The 15,124-nt window shown below is 60.6% G+C and carries 12 protein-coding genes and 1 tRNA gene; 8 read left to right on the top strand and 5 right to left on the bottom strand.

Translation table 11 applies throughout. The features are described from left to right. Window positions 1-101: 101 nt before the first annotated feature. A complete protein-coding gene (locus tag DXD16_RS04330; RefSeq protein WP_117645902.1) occupies window positions 102-2,189 on the top strand; it encodes a glutamine synthetase III in 2,088 nt (695 codons plus the stop codon). 448 nt (window positions 2,190-2,637) lie between these two features. Here DXD16_RS04330 and DXD16_RS04325 read toward each other — a convergent pair. The 4 genes from DXD16_RS04325 to DXD16_RS04305 form a co-directional block, all read right to left on the bottom strand. After that, window positions 2,638-2,714 (bottom strand) — tRNA-Glu (locus tag DXD16_RS04325). Window positions 2,715-2,814: 100 nt separating this feature from the next. After that, the gene (locus DXD16_RS10460) at window positions 2,815-4,992 is read right to left on the bottom strand and encodes a MurT ligase domain-containing protein (protein WP_233502605.1); all 2,178 of its coding nucleotides are present in this window, start codon (window positions 4,990-4,992) and stop codon (window positions 2,815-2,817) included. 45 nt (window positions 4,993-5,037) lie between these two features. Then, complete coding sequence (locus DXD16_RS04310) at window positions 5,038-6,081, bottom strand: hypothetical protein (RefSeq protein ID WP_117655227.1); 1,044 nt, start codon at window positions 6,079-6,081, stop codon at window positions 5,038-5,040. Beyond that, the gene (locus DXD16_RS04305; protein WP_117645898.1) at window positions 6,081-7,157 is read right to left on the bottom strand and encodes a hypothetical protein; all 1,077 of its coding nucleotides are present in this window, start codon (window positions 7,155-7,157) and stop codon (window positions 6,081-6,083) included. The genes DXD16_RS04310 and DXD16_RS04305 overlap by 1 nt, the downstream gene beginning before the upstream one ends. Before the next feature lie 500 nt (window positions 7,158-7,657). Here DXD16_RS04305 and DXD16_RS04300 point away from each other — a divergent pair, with 500 nt between their 5' ends. The 6 genes from DXD16_RS04300 to DXD16_RS04275 all read left to right on the top strand — a co-directional run bounded on the left by DXD16_RS04300 (window position 7,658) and on the right by DXD16_RS04275 (window position 14,271). Further along, the gene (locus DXD16_RS04300; RefSeq protein ID WP_117655226.1) at window positions 7,658-8,881 is read left to right on the top strand and encodes an iron-containing alcohol dehydrogenase; all 1,224 of its coding nucleotides are present in this window, start codon (window positions 7,658-7,660) and stop codon (window positions 8,879-8,881) included. 83 nt (window positions 8,882-8,964) lie between these two features. Further along, a complete protein-coding gene (locus DXD16_RS04295; protein ID WP_117655225.1) occupies window positions 8,965-10,065 on the top strand; it encodes a glycerol dehydrogenase in 1,101 nt (366 codons plus the stop codon). Window positions 10,066-10,212: 147 nt separating this feature from the next. Further along, window positions 10,213-11,280, top strand: coding sequence for a glycerol dehydrogenase (locus tag DXD16_RS04290; RefSeq protein WP_117655224.1), 1,068 nt, complete (start codon window positions 10,213-10,215; stop codon window positions 11,278-11,280). A gap of 151 nt (window positions 11,281-11,431) precedes the next feature. After that, on the top strand, window positions 11,432-12,685 hold the full coding sequence (locus DXD16_RS04285) for a 4Fe-4S binding protein (RefSeq protein ID WP_117655223.1): 1,254 nt from the start codon (window positions 11,432-11,434) through the stop codon (window positions 12,683-12,685). A 114-nt stretch (window positions 12,686-12,799) separates the two neighbouring features. Further along, window positions 12,800-13,876: a redox-regulated ATPase YchF gene (gene ychF / locus DXD16_RS04280; protein WP_117655222.1), complete on the top strand. Its 1,077-nt coding sequence runs from the start codon at window positions 12,800-12,802 to the stop codon at window positions 13,874-13,876. Window positions 13,877-13,887: 11 nt separating this feature from the next. After that, window positions 13,888-14,271 carry a DUF1648 domain-containing protein gene (locus tag DXD16_RS04275; RefSeq protein WP_099432711.1) on the top strand — a complete coding sequence of 128 codons (384 nt, stop codon included), beginning with the start codon at window positions 13,888-13,890 and terminating at the stop codon, window positions 14,269-14,271. A gap of 9 nt (window positions 14,272-14,280) precedes the next feature. Here the strand turns inward: DXD16_RS04275 and DXD16_RS04270 are convergent, their stop codons facing one another. Further along, window positions 14,281-14,670, bottom strand: coding sequence for a hypothetical protein (locus DXD16_RS04270; RefSeq protein WP_117640122.1), 390 nt, complete (start codon window positions 14,668-14,670; stop codon window positions 14,281-14,283). Window positions 14,671-14,746: 76 nt separating this feature from the next. On the opposite strand from DXD16_RS04270, the gene DXD16_RS10550 reads away from it, so the two are divergent. After that, entirely contained in the window at window positions 14,747-14,965 is a 219-nt protein-coding gene (locus DXD16_RS10550) for a helix-turn-helix domain-containing protein (RefSeq protein ID WP_035136926.1), read from the top strand. Window positions 14,966-15,124 lie beyond the last annotated feature (159 nt).

The following is a 15,124-nucleotide window of genomic DNA, read 5'->3' as shown; positions in this document are numbered from 1 at the left end:
ATAACGGTAATGTTGCGGAAACACGACGAGCCTAATCTATGACTCGTTCGTTAGTAATCAACACCGCTTCTCACGCGGTGCCGATACGAAGGGAGTTCCGTATGGCCGAACTTACTGACCGCTTCGGGACCATGGTGTTCTCTGAGGAAGTCATGAAGGACTACCTCCCCAAGGACATTTGGAAGCGCCTTGCTGCAACCCTCGAGGACGGTGAGCCGCTCGACCTGGATGTGGCCAACGCCGTTGCCCATGCCATGAAGGTCTGGGCCATCTCCAAGGGCGCGACACACTACGCGCACTGGTTCCAGCCGCTTTCGGGCATTACTTCCGAGAAGCACGACAGCTTCCTCGAGCCCAACCACGACGGCACCGCCATTACCAAGTTTACGGGCAAGAACCTCATCCAGGGCGAGCCCGATGCTTCCAGCTTCCCCAACGGCGGCCTGCGTGCCACCTTCGAGGCCCGTGGCTACACCGCTTGGGATCCCACCAGCCCCGCCTTTATCAAGGACGATGTCCTGTGCATCCCCACGGCTTTCTGCTCCTACACGGGCGAGGCCCTGGACAAGAAGACCCCGCTGCTGCGTTCCATGACTGCGCTCTCGCGTGAGTCCAAGCGCGTTTTGGCGCTGTTTGGCAAGACCCCCAAGAAGGTCGTTCCTTCCGTGGGCGATGAGCAGGAGTACTTCCTGATCAAGAAGGACGCTTACCGCAAGCGCAGGGACCTGGTCATCACCGGTCGCACCCTCTTTGGCGCTGCCCCCTGCAAGGGCCAGGAGCTCGAGGAGCACTACTTTGGCGCTATCCGCCCCACCGTCTCGGCCTATATGAAGGACCTGGACGATGAACTGTGGGCGCTTGGCATTCCTGCCAAGACCAAGCACAACGAGGTCGCTCCCTGCCAGCATGAGCTCGCCCCTGTCTACGGCGAGGTCAACGAGGCCATCGACCAGAATCTGGTCATGATGGAGAAGATGAAGCTCATCGCCTCCCGCCACGACTTGGTCTGCCTGCTGCACGAGAAGCCCTTCGAGGGCATCAACGGTTCGGGCAAGCACAACAACTGGTCGCTTGGCACCGAGTCCGAGAACCTGCTCGACCCGGGCGACACCCCGCTCGACAACCTGCAGTTCATCGTCTTCCTCACCGCGGTGATCGAGGCCGTCGATAACTATCAGGAACTCCTGCGTGCCTCCGTTGCCTCGGCCGGCAACGATCATCGTCTGGGCGCCAACGAGGCTCCTCCGGCGATTATGTCCATCTTCCTGGGCGACCAGCTCACCGAGGTCGTCGAGAAGATCATCGATGGCAAGGCTTCCGTCCATGCCACGCGCGGCGTGCTTGACCTGGGCGCCGATACCCTGCCCAAGCTGATGCAGGACAACACCGACCGCAACCGCACCTCCCCGTTTGCCTTCACCGGCAACAAGTTCGAGTTCCGTGCCTGCGGCTCCGAGCAGAACGTCTCCGACTCCAACCTGGTGCTCGATGCCGCCGTGGCCAAGTCGCTCAAGTCCTTCGCCGACGCACTCGAGGGTACGCCCGAGGATAAGTTCCAGGACGCCGCGCTCGAGTACTGCAAGAAGGTGCTGACCGATCACCAGCGCATCCTGTTCTCCGGCGACGGTTACTCTGACGAGTGGCCCATCGAGGCCGAGAAGCGCGGCCTTGCCAACAACAAGACCACGGCCGACGCTCTTCCCGCCTTTGTTTCCGATAAGGCCATTGCGCTCTTTGAGGAGACGGGCGTCCTGACCAAGGCCGAGGCTCAGTGCCGCTATGACTGCAAGCTCGAGAAGTACAACAAGCTCATGAACATCGAGGCTACCACGATGGTTCGCGAGGCGCGTCGTACCTATCGCCCGGTCATTACCGCCTATGCTACCAAGGTCGCTAAGGGCCTTGAGACTATTCGTGCCGCCGGTGCTGAGGCCGCCATGCAGTGCGAGCAGAACACGCTCAACAAGCTCTGCAACGGTATCACCGCCATCAACGACTCCATCAAGGCGCTCGACGCCGTACATCAGAAGGCCGAGGCTCTCGATGGCCAGGAGCAGGCCAACGTGTACGCGCACGAGGTCGTTCCCGCTATGGATACGCTGCGTGCTGCCGTGGACGCCATGGAGGAGATCGTGGCCGCCGACTACTGGCCGGTCCCGACCTACGACGACATCCTGTTCTACGTGTAGAGCGTAACTGACATATCGTCACGGTATTGAGCCGGGGTCCGCATCGCGCGGGCCCCGGCTATTTGTTTGCGAAGGACGCTTTGGATCCCGCTTTGCAACTGATTCGCCCACACAATAAGGGGTCGTGGGCAAAAAACGTCAAATATGAGTACTGTCACAAGCCCTGTAGCATTATCTTTTTGTAAAATATGCAGTGTTACGCAACATATGTCCAAGTACTTAGCTGATAAATGCCTGCAATTCCTCCGCCGTAGGACGCCTTGTGTCCAAATCGCCTTCTGATGGCATGAAATCGCTGTTACTAAATTGGTAACAGTACTCATATTTGCTATTTTTTGTCCACGGGCCCTTGGATGACAGTGTGATTTTATGCCTTCGGGGTTCGAATCCCGGCGTATGGGTAGCAAAAAGCCCGTCACCGAATTGGTAACGGGCTTCTCAGATTCTGTGGTGCCCCCAGCGGGATTCGAACCCGCGATATCCACCTTGAAAGGGTGGCGTCCTTGGCCGCTAGACGATGGGGACAGCGGGAAAGAGTATAGCAGACTTTTTTGCCGGCGCGTATATCGTTGGCAAACTGGAAAACCACCACAAAGGTACCTGTCCCCTTTGTGGTGGTGGGGTGCTAGGGGAGGAGCTTCATGGCGGCGTCGTGGGCGGCGTGCTCGTAGGTGTCGTCGAGGGGCTTGAGCGGCAGCAGGGCTGTGGCCTGCGCATCGCCGCGGCGCTCGAGGGCGTGGGTAATGAGCCAGTCGGCAAGCTCGGGGTTCTTGGGCAGTGCCGGTCCGTGTAGATACGTGCCGATGACGCCCTTGTAGATCAGGCCCTCAAAGCCATCGTCGCCGTTGTTGCCGGTGCCCGCGACGACGGACGTTCCGAGCGGCATCGCCTCTGCGTCGAGCAGGGTGCGGCCGCCGTGGTTCTCGAATCCCACAAAGGGCTCGGGCGCCAGGTCGGTCGTGACGGCGACATTGCCGATCAGGCGGTCGGAGCCGCGCACAGTCTCGGCGGCAATGACGCCCAGACCCTCAATGCGATCCTCGCCCATATAGTACGAACGGCCGAGCAGCTGATAGCTGCCACAGATGGCAAGCAGTGTGCCGCCAACCTCAACATAGGCCGCGACCTTGTCTTTTTGGGCGAGCAACTCGTGTGCCACGGCTAGCTGGTCGCGGTCGGAGCCGCCGCCCATCATGACGATATCGGCATCGGCCAAATCAAGCGTCTCGCCCATGCGGACCTCGTCCACGCGCACGGGAATGCCACGCCAGGCGCAGCGGCGCTCGAGCGCGATAACATTGCCGCCGTCACCGTAGAGGTTAAGGGCATCGGGATACAGGTAGACGATGCGCAGGGGACGCGAAAGCTCGACCGGCGCGATGCCGACAGGAAGAGCGCTGCCGTCGGCACGGACTACGGCGCGGGCAGCAACCGTGGCTGCATCGGCACCCTTCAGCCCGTCGAGTTCCTTGACCAGCGGCGGAAAGGCCGTGTAGTTGGCGACGGCATAGAAAGTGTCGCCGGCGGCCTCGTCTGCCACGGCACCAATCGCCTGCTCGACATTCGAGATAATCGTGGCATCGATGCCGGCGTACTTGAGGCGCACCTGCATGTCGTGCGCGCGCGTGCCGCCGGCAAAGGCGACAAGACCCGGCGTGTCGGCGATGCGCTCGAAGTCGACGTCGTAGATCCACGATACATCGTGGCCGTCAGCATCGTTGTCGTTGAGGAAGAAAGCGCAGAGTCTGCCGCCTGCTGTCTTGATGGACTGGATTTGTCGATCGAAGCCTACGGGATTCTTTGCCAGGTTTGCCTCGACGGTGCGGCCGGCAATATCCCAGCGGCCCATGCGTCCGCCGGCGGGGACGTAGGCATCGAGCGTGGGCTGCAGATGTGCCGCGTCCACGCCCAGCTCGCGCGCCGCAAAGAAGGCGGCGGCAACGTTATAGACCATGTACAGGCCGTTGTAGCGTGTGGCGATGTGTGCAGCAGCAGCGTCGGGCGCAGGTCCAAAGACCAGGTCAAAGCCGTAGCCGTCGCAGCCGAGCTCCACGCCCGTCACGCGACGGACCAGCGCGGGACGCTCCCATCCGCACGAAGGACAATGATAGGCTCCGAGCTGGCCGTACTGCACGTAGTCATACTCCAGCGGCGCGTTGCACTGCGAGCAAAAACGCGAGTCGCTAATGCGATCGGACTCGGTGCCCGTGGCGCCGTCGATGCCAAAGGCGATGCCCGTGTTGGGGACGCGTGCGGCGATCGAGGCGCACAGCGGATCGTCGGCGTTGTAGATGAGCGTTGTCGTCGGAGAGAGCTCCAACGCATGGGCGATGACGTCTTGGGTATGGTCAATCTCGCCGTAGCGGTCTAGCTGGTCGCGGAACAGGTTGAGCAGCACAAAGTACGTCGGTTTGAGCTTGGGCAGAACGCGTACGGTGTAGAGCTCGTCGCACTCAAAAACGCCCACGCGCTTGCCGCTGCTGGTGTGCTTAAGGCCGCCGCGGGCCTCGAGCAGAGCACCCACCACACCAGGCTCCATATTGTTGCCGGCACGGTTGCACACCACGGTAGCGCCGCTGGCAGCAACGGCGTCAGCGATGAGGTTGGAGGTGGTGGTCTTGCCATTAGTACCGGTAATCACTACGCTGCGGTCGACAAGGCCGGCGAGGTCGCTCAGCAACTCGGGGTCGATCTTCATGGCGATGCGGCCGGGAAGTACGCCGCCCTGGCGCTTAAGGACGGAGCGCAGCCCCCAGCGGGCGATATCGCTCGAGGTGCAGGCAAGAGATGAGCGGAGATTCATGAAACCGTTCCTAACGTAAACGATATGGTCGGGTCGAGTGCGTCACTAAAAACCGTAGCGGCGCGCAAATTCCTGGGCAAGCTGCGACACGTCTTCGCAGGCATTGGCCCAGGGGGCAAAGTCTGGAGTGTCCGAGATAATGCCGTCCGCTTCCCAAACGGCCTGGTGCGAAAGATCCCAGGGATCGCGTGGCTCGGGCCGGCAGGGAAGGTACGGTGTCTGGTACATGGGATTCAGCAAGAAGAACGCGCCGCCCTCGCAGCGGTTAGCGAACTCACGCAGCGCGCGCGTCGCCGGGCGCATCTTGTTCGTTTTGAACAGCAAGATCGTGCGGGCGAGCAGGTACCAAGGAGAGTTCTCGAGTGCATCGGCTCCCGCCTGTTCCTCGAGCTGGTGCGCTAGGGCGAAAAAGCCGTCCTGGTCTTCCAGGCGAGCGAGGGCGAGCAACACGGTGCCGGCAGCTCGGGTGGGATAGCCTTCTGCCTTAAGGACGCGGCGGGCGTAGTTGGCAGCAGCGCGGTAGCGGGCGCTCGCCATGCACAGCTGCGAGATGGCCTCGAGTGTGTGAAGCCACCCGATAAGAGCCGGCTCGCTTACGGTAAGGTCCGCTGCGGTGACACCGTCGGCCAAAACATTATTGGCCCAGTAGTGCGGGGCTTCCATGTCGAACCCGGGCACGCTTTGCTGCAGGTAATCGGCCGTGGTCGCCTCGAGCTTCATCAGGTCGCCCAGGCAGGCGTCAACGGGCGTGTCGGCCAGGATGATGGCGAGCAGCTGCGCGTCGACGGCCAGCGCATCGACGCGGACGATCTTGAGCAGCTCGTCGCGCATGTCGTCGAACAGGCGGTTGCGCGTCTGCTCAAACTCCTCGTCGCTGCCCATGTCCTCGATGCGATGGAGCTCGTCGAGCAGGTGGCGATGAACGCCGGCATAGGACAGCAGTGCCTGGGCATGCTCGGCCTGCGCATACTTTTGAGGATTCGCGCTAATGTCGTTATGGACAAGCTCGCGTGCTGCATCGGTGAGCTCGGGGTGCGACGCCAGATAGGTGCGCTCCAGGTAGGCGGGGATGTAGACGCTCGGATCCATTAGAGGTCCCCTCCCTTAAATGGAAGCCCCTGCTCGGCCGCGCGCAGGATGCGCTCGTCGATCTGGGAACGCACGATGTCGTTGGTGGCGATCCAGGCGGCAAAGCTGGCGTTGTCGGGGGCGCCCAGGCCCTCCTGCAGTACCGGCGTCGCCTCGGACAGCGCAAGGACAAGCTCGTCGGTGGAGCCTGCACCCACGTTGACGCGGGCATAGACGCCATCGGGAAACTCGGTTTGGAAGTAGAGCGCCTCGGCTGCGTGCGGACACGAGCGCGCAAGGATGCGCAAGTAGTGCTCGGCGCCCTCGTAGTCCAGCTCGCGCCAAGCAGCGCTCATCAGCGCGATGAGCGTCCATGGGTCCAAGTCACGCTCCGCATCTTTGGGGCGGCGGCGCAGCGGGGTATTCGCGAGGTACGGCACGGAGTGAGCGGAGCGAAAGCGCTTGAGCTCCTCGGCGGGGTATTCGAGTTTTGCCATGGCGAGCATCGCGGTGTGGCGGACACCAGCGGGGTCGTTGGGCGCAAAGTCCAAGCTGCGATTTGCGGCTTCGAGCGACATGCGATAGCGGCCGCTAATGAGGGCGCGCGATGCCAAGGCGGCAAGCCAGCGCAGATAGGGGCGGCGCGTGAGGTCGCCAGCGGCCTCGCGCTCGTAGGGGTCCTGAGCCGAGGCGATCTTGAGCGCAAGGTCATGCTCGACTTCATCGCACTTGGACACCAGGTACTGTACGTATTCCTCGTTGGATTCGGCGGTGAGCGCCGTCAGCATGCGCTGGGCATCCCAGTTGGCCGGATCGAGCGCGGCTGCCTCGCGGAGCATGTTCTCGGCTGCGGCTTCTTCTTGCTCTGCCTGGGCGTCGTCGGGGATAAAGGGGATGCGGTAGTCGACAGCCTCGACCACCTTGGCAATGAGGTGCCCGGCGCGGTCGCGGTCGTGCACGATGAGCGGTGCAGGGTTGCGGGTGAATTGTTCCATCAGACGCTCTACGGCGGCACCGTCGGTGAGCGGGATATTGTCGCGGCGCAAGGCCTCAAGAACGAGGCGATGGCAATCCTCTTGAATGGGATCGAATGCCATGGGGCCTCCTTTGCTGCGGTTAGGGTTCAAATGTCTCTATATAAGGTTCTAGTTTACCCGCATATGGCACACCGGGGGTGCCGCACTTGGACTTGCACCTTTGCACCACGAAGACGGATGTCGCACAAATGTCGGCACCTTGGACGACCGAGTGGTATCACGGTGCCGCAAACGGTCGATTTTTGGCGGCGAACGGGGCACATTTTGGAGGAGCACCGTCCTGCCCGGGATATGTGGTCAACCTTGATAAAACGTTTGCCCAGCTTGGGAGTATGAATGCCCCACAAGGGTCTTCAGGGATAGAAAAAACGTTTCATCATTGTCGGCTTTAGGTGAATAACTGACCAACCAGAACGGTAGAATAGTGTTTGTCTGAGCGTTGAGACGTTTGGACATCGCGCATTGTCATCGCCGGCAACGCGCAAAACGGTCCTAACGGAGCCAATCGGGTGCTCCGTTATATACGCAAGTCTAAGAGGGGCTTGTTTAGGAGGCACAGTATGGGACGTTTTACCAATCCTCGCGATCTGTACTTTGGTGAGGGCGCTCGCCACGAGGTGAAGAACCTCAAGGGCAAGAAGGCCATCATCGTTTCTGGCGGCAGCTCCATGCGCCGCGGCGGGTTCCTGCAGGACGTCGAGGCCGACCTCAAAGAGGCCGGCATGGAGGTCAAGCTGTTCGAGGGCGTCGAGTCCGACCCGTCCATCGAGACGGTCATGAAGGGCGCCGAGGCCATGCGCGAGTTCGAGCCCGACTGGATTATCGCCATCGGCGGCGGCTCGCCCATCGATGCCGCTAAGGCCATGTGGGTCTTCTACGAGTATCCCGAGGAGTCCTTCGACAACATCATCCAGCCGTTCAGCTTCCCCGAGCTGCGTCAGAAGGCTCATTTCTGCGCCATCTCCTCTACCTCCGGCACCGCTACCGAGGTCACCGCGTTCTCCGTCATTACCGACTACGCCAAGGGCATCAAGTACCCGCTGGCCGACTTCAACATCACCCCTGATGTCGCCATCGTCGATCCCGAGCTCACCTACACCATGCCCGCCAAGCTGTGCGCCCACACCGGCATGGATGCTCTGACCCACTGCATGGAGGCCTACGTTTCCACCTGCGCCTCTATGTTCACCGACGCCAACGCCCTGCACGGCATCCGCGAGATCGTCGAGTGGCTGCCCAAGTCCTATGCTGGCGACCATGAGGCCCGTCAGCACATGCACGAGGCTCAGTGCATCGCCGGTATCGCCTTCTCCTCGGGCCTGCTCGGCATCGTTCACTCCATGGCTCACAAGACCGGTGCTGCCTTCGAGAACGGCCACATCATCCACGGTGCCGCTAACGCCATGTACCTGGGCAAGGTAATCCAGTGGAACTCCAAGGATCCCCGTGCTGCCGAGCGCTACGCTTACGTGGCCAAGGAGATTCTGCACCTTCCCGGCGAGACCAACGAGGAGCTCATCGCTGCGCTCGTCCAGAAGATTCGCGATCTCAACGACCAGCTCAACATTCCGCAGTCCATCAAGGATTACGCGAATGGTGGCGTGAAGGTCGACGCCGAGAACCCGCAGATGGTTTCCGAGGAGGAGTTCCTCGCCAAGCTGCCCGAGATCGCTGCGAACGCCGAGACCGACGCCTGCACGCCCGAGAACCCGCGTGAGACCAAGGCTGCCGACTTCGAGAAGATCCTCAAGGCCTGCTACTACGACACCGACATCGATTTCTAATCGACTCTTGTTATCGTAACGAGGGGCTCCGCACGTATCTGTACGGAGCCCCTTTCTTTTTTCTTTTAGAGAATGGGATAGTTATGGCTGCAATTTTCAATAGCCCCAGCAAGTACATCCAGGGTCCGGACGAGCTCGCCAAGCTCGGCTCCTATGTCGAGCCGCTCGGCGCTAAGGCCCTCGTCATCGTGACGCCTTCGGGCAAGAAGCGCGTCGGTGCCAAGATCGAGGGCGGTTTTGCCGAGGCTAAGGCCGAGCTGCTGTTTGAGGACTTTAACGGCGAGTGCTCCAAGGGCGAGGTCGATCGCCTGGTTGCGCTTGCTCGCGACAACGGTTGCGACATCATCGTCGGCGTCGGTGGCGGCAAGATCCTCGACACCGCGAAGGCCGTCGCCTATTACCTGGAGTCCCCGGTTATCATTTGCCCCACCATTGCTTCGACCGATGCCCCGTGTTCGGCGCTTTCGGTGCTCTACACCGACGATGGCCAGTTCGATAAATATCTCTTCCTTAAGGCAAACCCCAACATTGTCCTGATGGATACGACGGTTATCGCGGCGAGCCCGGTGCGCCTGACGGTTTCCGGTATGGGCGATGCGCTCGCAACCTACTTTGAGGCCCAGGCGACGCATGATGCCGACGGTGGCACCTGCGCTGGCGGCAAGGGCGGCATGGCCGGTCTGGCGCTCGCCAAGCTTTGCTACGAGACGCTTATGGCCGATGGCGTCAAGGCCAAGGTCGCGCTGGAGAAGGGTGCGCTCACGCCTGCCGTCGAGCATATCATCGAGGCCAATACGCTGCTTTCGGGCATTGGCTTTGAGAGCTCGGGTCTTGCTGCTGCTCATGCCATCCACAATGGCCTGACGATGCTGCCCGAGTGCCATGGCATGTATCACGGCGAGAAGGTCGCCTTTGGCACCATCGTCCAGCTGGTACTCGAGGATGCTCCGACTGAGAAACTCGAGGAAGTCTTGGGCTTCTGCATTGAGCTGGGCCTGCCGGTTACGATGAAGGAACTTGGCGTTGCCGAGCTTACGCGCGAGCAGGCCATGGTCGTTGCCGAGGCCGCTTGCGCGCCCGAGGACACCATGTGCAACATGCCGTTTGAGGTGACGCCCGAGATGGTCGCAAACGCCATCCTGGGTGCCGACGCGCTGGGCCACTACTATCTCATGGATGAGTAAATCAAGCTAAGGAAGGGGCAAAGCCAACAGATGGCTTTGCCCCTTTTTGCTATGGTGCAAACTAACCTGACCCCATCGCACCAAGTTGGTGCAAAGGGGTCAGGTTACTTTGCACCAATCGTTGTTTGATGAAGGGCGGATTCTCGTATGGCGCTTCCTATGGTTTATGGCGGTCCCGGCCGGTATGTTCAGGGGCCGGGCGAACTTTCGCGTCAGGGCAGGTATTTGTCATGGTTGGGCTGTGCTGCCTATGTCTTGTTTGACCAGGGCACCGAGGATCGGCTGTGCAGGCAGATTGTCGATGGATTTCTGGACGAAGATCTAAGCGAGCCGTTCTTTAAGATTTATGACGGTCCGTGTACGGAAGAGGCCGTTGTCGAAATGGCTCAGGAAGCCCAGGCTGAGTATTGCGACATGGTGGTAGGCATTGGCGGCGGCAAGATGCTCGATATCGCCAAGGCAGTAGCGTTTTATGCCGAGCTGCCGTTGTGCGTATGCCCCACGGCGGCTTCGATGGACGGTCCGTGCAGCGCGATTTCGGTGCTGTATCACGAGGATGGGTCGTTCGACCGCTACCTGATGCTCGAGAAGAATCCAGACCTGGTCGTGGTCGATACCAACGTGGTCGCGGCGGCCCCACTGCGTATGACGGTCGCTGGTATGGGCGATGCGCTGGCAACGTACTTCGAGGCGCGTTCGTGCGCCGCGGCGCACGGCGCCAACGAGCACGGTGGCGCGCCGGGGCACTTGGCACTGGTCGCGGCACGTGCCTGCTACGACACGCTTATGGAATGCGGCGTCGCTGCCAAGCGCGATCTCAAAAAGGGGCGTACATCGCCGGCGGTTGAGCGCCTGATCGAGTGCAATATTCTGCTCTCGGGCGTCGGCTTTGAGAGCGGTGGCTTGGCGTTGGCGCATGCCATCGCCAACGGTCTAACGATTCTGCCTGAGTGCAAGGCCATGCACGGCGAGGCCGTGGCGTTTGGCCTGGTGGTTCAGCTTCGTCTGGAGCGTGCACCCGAGCTTGATCAGGTGTTCGAGTTTTGCCAGCGTGTTGGTCTGCCGACGACGCTCGAGGATCTGGGCCTTGGCGAGATTTCCGATGCCGATCTGCAGGGTGTTGCAAATGCGGTCTTTAGAAACGAGCGTAATATGGCCAACGAGCAGGCCAAGGTGACCAAACAAAAGCTCGTGCAGCTCATGTGCGAGGCATAGTTTGGCGCTTGATTGACCTTGTGCAATCGAGGCGGCGATAGGCCATAGGCTATTTGTCCCAAAGGTGCTCCGCGTGTAATTTGCTCGAGGCACGGGCCGATGGCGTATCATTATTTCTTGCTTGTTTGCACTGCTCAGGGAGGGGCCGCGCATGGCGCAGGAACACGATCTGTTTGATGACATTATCGAGATCAGCAAGGGTTTCGACTTTCTTAAAAACCCGCTTGGCGGTGTGACCGACGCACTCGATCCGTCGGCGCCGCAGTGGAATCCTGCCGACTACAAGGAGCGTCCGCGCGGCAACACCATTCCATGCTTGACCTGCAAAAACGAAAAGAGCGGCTGCACCGCGTGCATGGACGTGTGCCCGGTCAACGCCATCGAGGTCGAGGAAGACGCCATCGAGATCCTCGATACCTGTCGCAAGTGCGGCCTGTGCGCCGCTGCCTGTCCGACCGAGGCGATCATCTCGCCGCGCCTGGCGCCCAAAAACCTGTATGACGACATCGTCTCTGCTGCTACGAGCCACGAGACCGCCTACGTTACCTGCACGCGTGCCCTTAAGCGCATGCCGCGCGAGAACGAGGTTGTTGTCGCCTGTGTGGGCGATATTACGGCCGAGACCTGGTTCTCGGTGCTGGCCGATTATCCCAACGTGAGCGTGTACCTGCCGCTGGGCGTGTGCGATAAGTGCCGTAACACCGGTGGCGAGGATATCCTGGGCGAGGCCATTGCTACCGCCGAGGAGTGGGCGGGCACGGGCATGGGTCTGGAGGTCGATCCCAAGAGCCTCAAGTGCCATAAGCGCCGCGAGTACGAGCGCAAGGAGTACATGGAAAAGATCGCCCGCACCACGGGTCTGACGGTGACCAAACTCAACCCGGCGACGGCGGCGCTGGCCTCGGTGACGCAGAAGTTGAAGGCCCATCGCCATCAGATTACCCAGCTGGAGCGTACGCTCAACACCATGTGCGGCACCACGACGACCAAGCGTCGCCGTTCGCTCACGCACGGTCGACAGCTGGTGCTCTCAACGCTGCAAAACCACCCCGAGCTTGCCCAAAACATGCAGGTGAGTACGCCGGAGTGCGACTTTGACAAGTGCACGTCGTGCGGCGAGTGCGTCAATGTATGTCCCACGTTCGCCTGCGATTTGGTGGGAAGCGGCCGCTTTGCGTTGGAGTCCACGTATTGTTTGGGCTGCGGTGCCTGTGTCAAGGTGTGCCCTGAGCATGCGCTCAAGTTGGTTGAGCACGACGCGTCCAATCTGGTCGTCGTCGATCCCGAAGCCGAGGAAAAGGCCGCCCAGAAGGCGAAGGCCCACGAAGAAGCCCAGAAGGTCAAGGCCGAGGCAAAGGCCAAGCTCGATAAGATGCTCGACCAGGTTGAGAAGCTCGCGGACTAGCCAACGACCCCTATCTCTGCTTCATTCGTGCCGCCGTGGCGTCTGGGTTCGCCCAGATGCTGCGGCGGCGCTATACTTATGCAGTTTGAAATGCTTGTACCAAAAGGAGCTGTCGTGTCCCTTTCCATCGGTATCGTGGGCCTGCCCAACGTAGGCAAGTCGACGCTGTTCACCGCGCTTACCAAAAAGACCGGTCTTGCCGCCAACTACCCGTTCGCCACGATCGACCCCAACGTGGGTATCGTCGATGTGCCCGATAGCCGCCTGCAAAAGCTCGCCGACATCGTTAACCCGGGCCGCATTGTGCCGGCTACGGTTGAGTTTGTCGACATCGCGGGCCTGGTGAAGGGTGCCAACGAGGGCGAGGGCCTGGGCAACCAGTTCCTGGCAAACATCCGCGAGACCGACGCCATCTGCGAGGTCGTGCGCTACTTTAAGGACCCCAACGTCATGCGCGAGGTGGGCCGCACGGGTGAGTTCGTCGATCCCGCCGGTGACGCCGACACCATCATGACCGAGCTCATCCTGGCCGATATGGGCACGCTCGAGAAGCAGCTGCCCAAGCTCGAGAAGGAGGCCAAGCGCGACAAGGAACTCATGCCCAAGTTCGAGGTTGCCAAGCGCCTACTCGCCTGGCTCAACGAGGGCAAACGCGCCGCATCCATGGAGATGACCGACGAGGAGCGCGCCGCTGCCAAGGGCCTGTTCCTGCTCACCATGAAGCCCATCCTGTATGTGGCCAACGTAGACGAGGACATGCTCAACGACGACCTGGCGCCCATCGACGGCGTCAAGCCGCTGCCCATCTGCGCCAAGATCGAGGCTGAGCTTTCCGAGCTCGATCCCGAGGATGCGGCCGACTACCTGGAGAGCTTGGGCCTGGAGCAGCCCGGTCTGGACGTGCTCGCGCAGGCGGCCTACAAGTTGCTCGGCCTGCAGTCGTTCTTTACGGCTGGCGAGATGGAGGTCAAGGCCTGGACGGTGCGTCAGGGCGCGACCGCCCCGCAGGCTGCCGGTGTCATCCATACCGACTTTGAGCGCGGCTTTATTAAGGCCGAGGTCATTGGCTATGACGACTACATCGAGCTTGGCGGCGAGCAGGGCGCCAAGGCTGCCGGCAAGCTGCGCATCGAGGGCAAAGAGTATGTCATGGCCGATGGCGACGTCGTGCACTTCCGCTTTAACGTGTAAGGACGACGCATATGTTTAAATACGGCAAAAAAGCTGGCTACATGGGTATTGCGTTACTCGTACTTGCGGTGATTCCGCTGGTGGTTGCAGCGTGTGTTATCCCCAACATTGGTCCCGAGGTGGCAACAAAGTTTAATGCCGCCGGCGAGGCGACGCGCTGGGGCAAGAGCTACGAGCTGCTGGCACTGCCGGTGCTCAACCTGCTGCTAAGCGTGGCGACGTACTTTACGGCAGGACGCCAGGCTAAAAACAATGATGACTCCGCCGCCATGGCGCGCATCGTGTGCGAGCGCTACCTGCGAAACGGCTGCATCACGGGTGTGTTCCTCAACGTGATCAACGTTTACTTTATGTACTCGGCGATTACCGGAACGGGCTTTGGCCTTGGTTTCTAGCTTGTCCTTTTAGGCAACGAGTCTGCACATATATTCAATGGCTGCTGCGAGGCCGCCGCTCGATCGTGGTTTAAAGACCATGTCGGCGGCGGTCTCGTTTTCGTATCCGGCGCCACGAAGGGCGAGTGCGATGCCGGCTTCTAGAAGGAGCGGCAGGCCGCGTTGGCTGGTTGCGATTACGGCAGCCTGATTGAGCGGGCAGCTGTGCGTTTGGCATTGGATGGCAAGTTCACCTTGCGCCGGGCAAGGGACCAGAACGGCGGCGACGCGACTTGATAGCAATGCAAATGCTGTGCGCTCATCGGGCGAAAGGCATTCGGCTTCAACGACGACGAGCTTGGGCGGTGCGCTGTTTGTGCGAAGCGTGGCTCGGTACATGCGGACCGAAGAACCCGACATAGAAAACTCCTGTGTATTCGGCAAAACGTAAACTATAGTTTACGTTTATGTTCGGCTCCATTTCAAACTCGTCTGCATGGACGAACGTGCTAAACAGATTCTTGGCAGGCGGGTCGAAGAGACACGCAGGGACCTTGGTATCTCCAAGGTTGATTTTTGTGTGGCGACAGGAATCAGCCGACCCTACCTCGACCGAATCGAAGATGGGACGGCAAATTTCACGCTCAAGGTTCTATTTAAGATCGCGCCCGCCCTTGGCATGACGGTGTCAGAGCTTCTCGAGGGTATCGAATAGGGCGTTCCCCCGCTGTATTTGACGCTCTTTGGGCGGGTCCCCCTGGTTGCGATGTGCAAAATCGCGAGTATTCAGCACCTGTTCGGCCGTAGATGGTAGCCCGAGCGGCTGGCGTTGCCTTTTTAATAGTAGTTAATCCACGCGATAAATAAAAATGAG

Origin of the sequence: Collinsella sp. TF11-5AC (assembly GCF_003436775.1) — a bacterium.
In the GTDB taxonomy this organism is placed as follows: Bacteria; Actinomycetota; Coriobacteriia; order Coriobacteriales; family Coriobacteriaceae; genus Collinsella.
The sequence above is the reverse complement of the archived record's forward strand: the minus strand, read 5'-3'. Positions and strand labels throughout refer to the sequence as shown.

What these genes read in the sequence shown, in the direction of transcription:
- DXD16_RS04330 (WP_117645902.1), top strand. Translation starts at nt 102, where the DNA reads ATGGCCGAACTTACTGACCGCTTCGGGACCATGGTGTTCTCTGAGGAA.
- DXD16_RS10460 (WP_233502605.1), bottom strand. Translation starts at nt 4,992, where the DNA reads ATGAATCTCCGCTCATCTCTTGCCTGCACCTCGAGCGATATCGCCCGC.
- DXD16_RS04310 (WP_117655227.1), bottom strand. Translation starts at nt 6,081, where the DNA reads ATGGATCCGAGCGTCTACATCCCCGCCTACCTGGAGCGCACCTATCTG.
- DXD16_RS04305 (WP_117645898.1), bottom strand. Translation starts at nt 7,157, where the DNA reads ATGGCATTCGATCCCATTCAAGAGGATTGCCATCGCCTCGTTCTTGAG.
- DXD16_RS04300 (WP_117655226.1), top strand. Translation starts at nt 7,658, where the DNA reads ATGGGACGTTTTACCAATCCTCGCGATCTGTACTTTGGTGAGGGCGCT.
- DXD16_RS04295 (WP_117655225.1), top strand. Translation starts at nt 8,965, where the DNA reads ATGGCTGCAATTTTCAATAGCCCCAGCAAGTACATCCAGGGTCCGGAC.
- DXD16_RS04290 (WP_117655224.1), top strand. Translation starts at nt 10,213, where the DNA reads ATGGCGCTTCCTATGGTTTATGGCGGTCCCGGCCGGTATGTTCAGGGG.
- DXD16_RS04285 (WP_117655223.1), top strand. Translation starts at nt 11,432, where the DNA reads ATGGCGCAGGAACACGATCTGTTTGATGACATTATCGAGATCAGCAAG.
- DXD16_RS04275 (WP_099432711.1), top strand. Translation starts at nt 13,888, where the DNA reads ATGTTTAAATACGGCAAAAAAGCTGGCTACATGGGTATTGCGTTACTC.
- DXD16_RS04270 (WP_117640122.1), bottom strand. Translation starts at nt 14,670, where the DNA reads ATGTCGGGTTCTTCGGTCCGCATGTACCGAGCCACGCTTCGCACAAAC.
- DXD16_RS10550 (WP_035136926.1), top strand. Translation starts at nt 14,747, where the DNA reads ATGGACGAACGTGCTAAACAGATTCTTGGCAGGCGGGTCGAAGAGACA.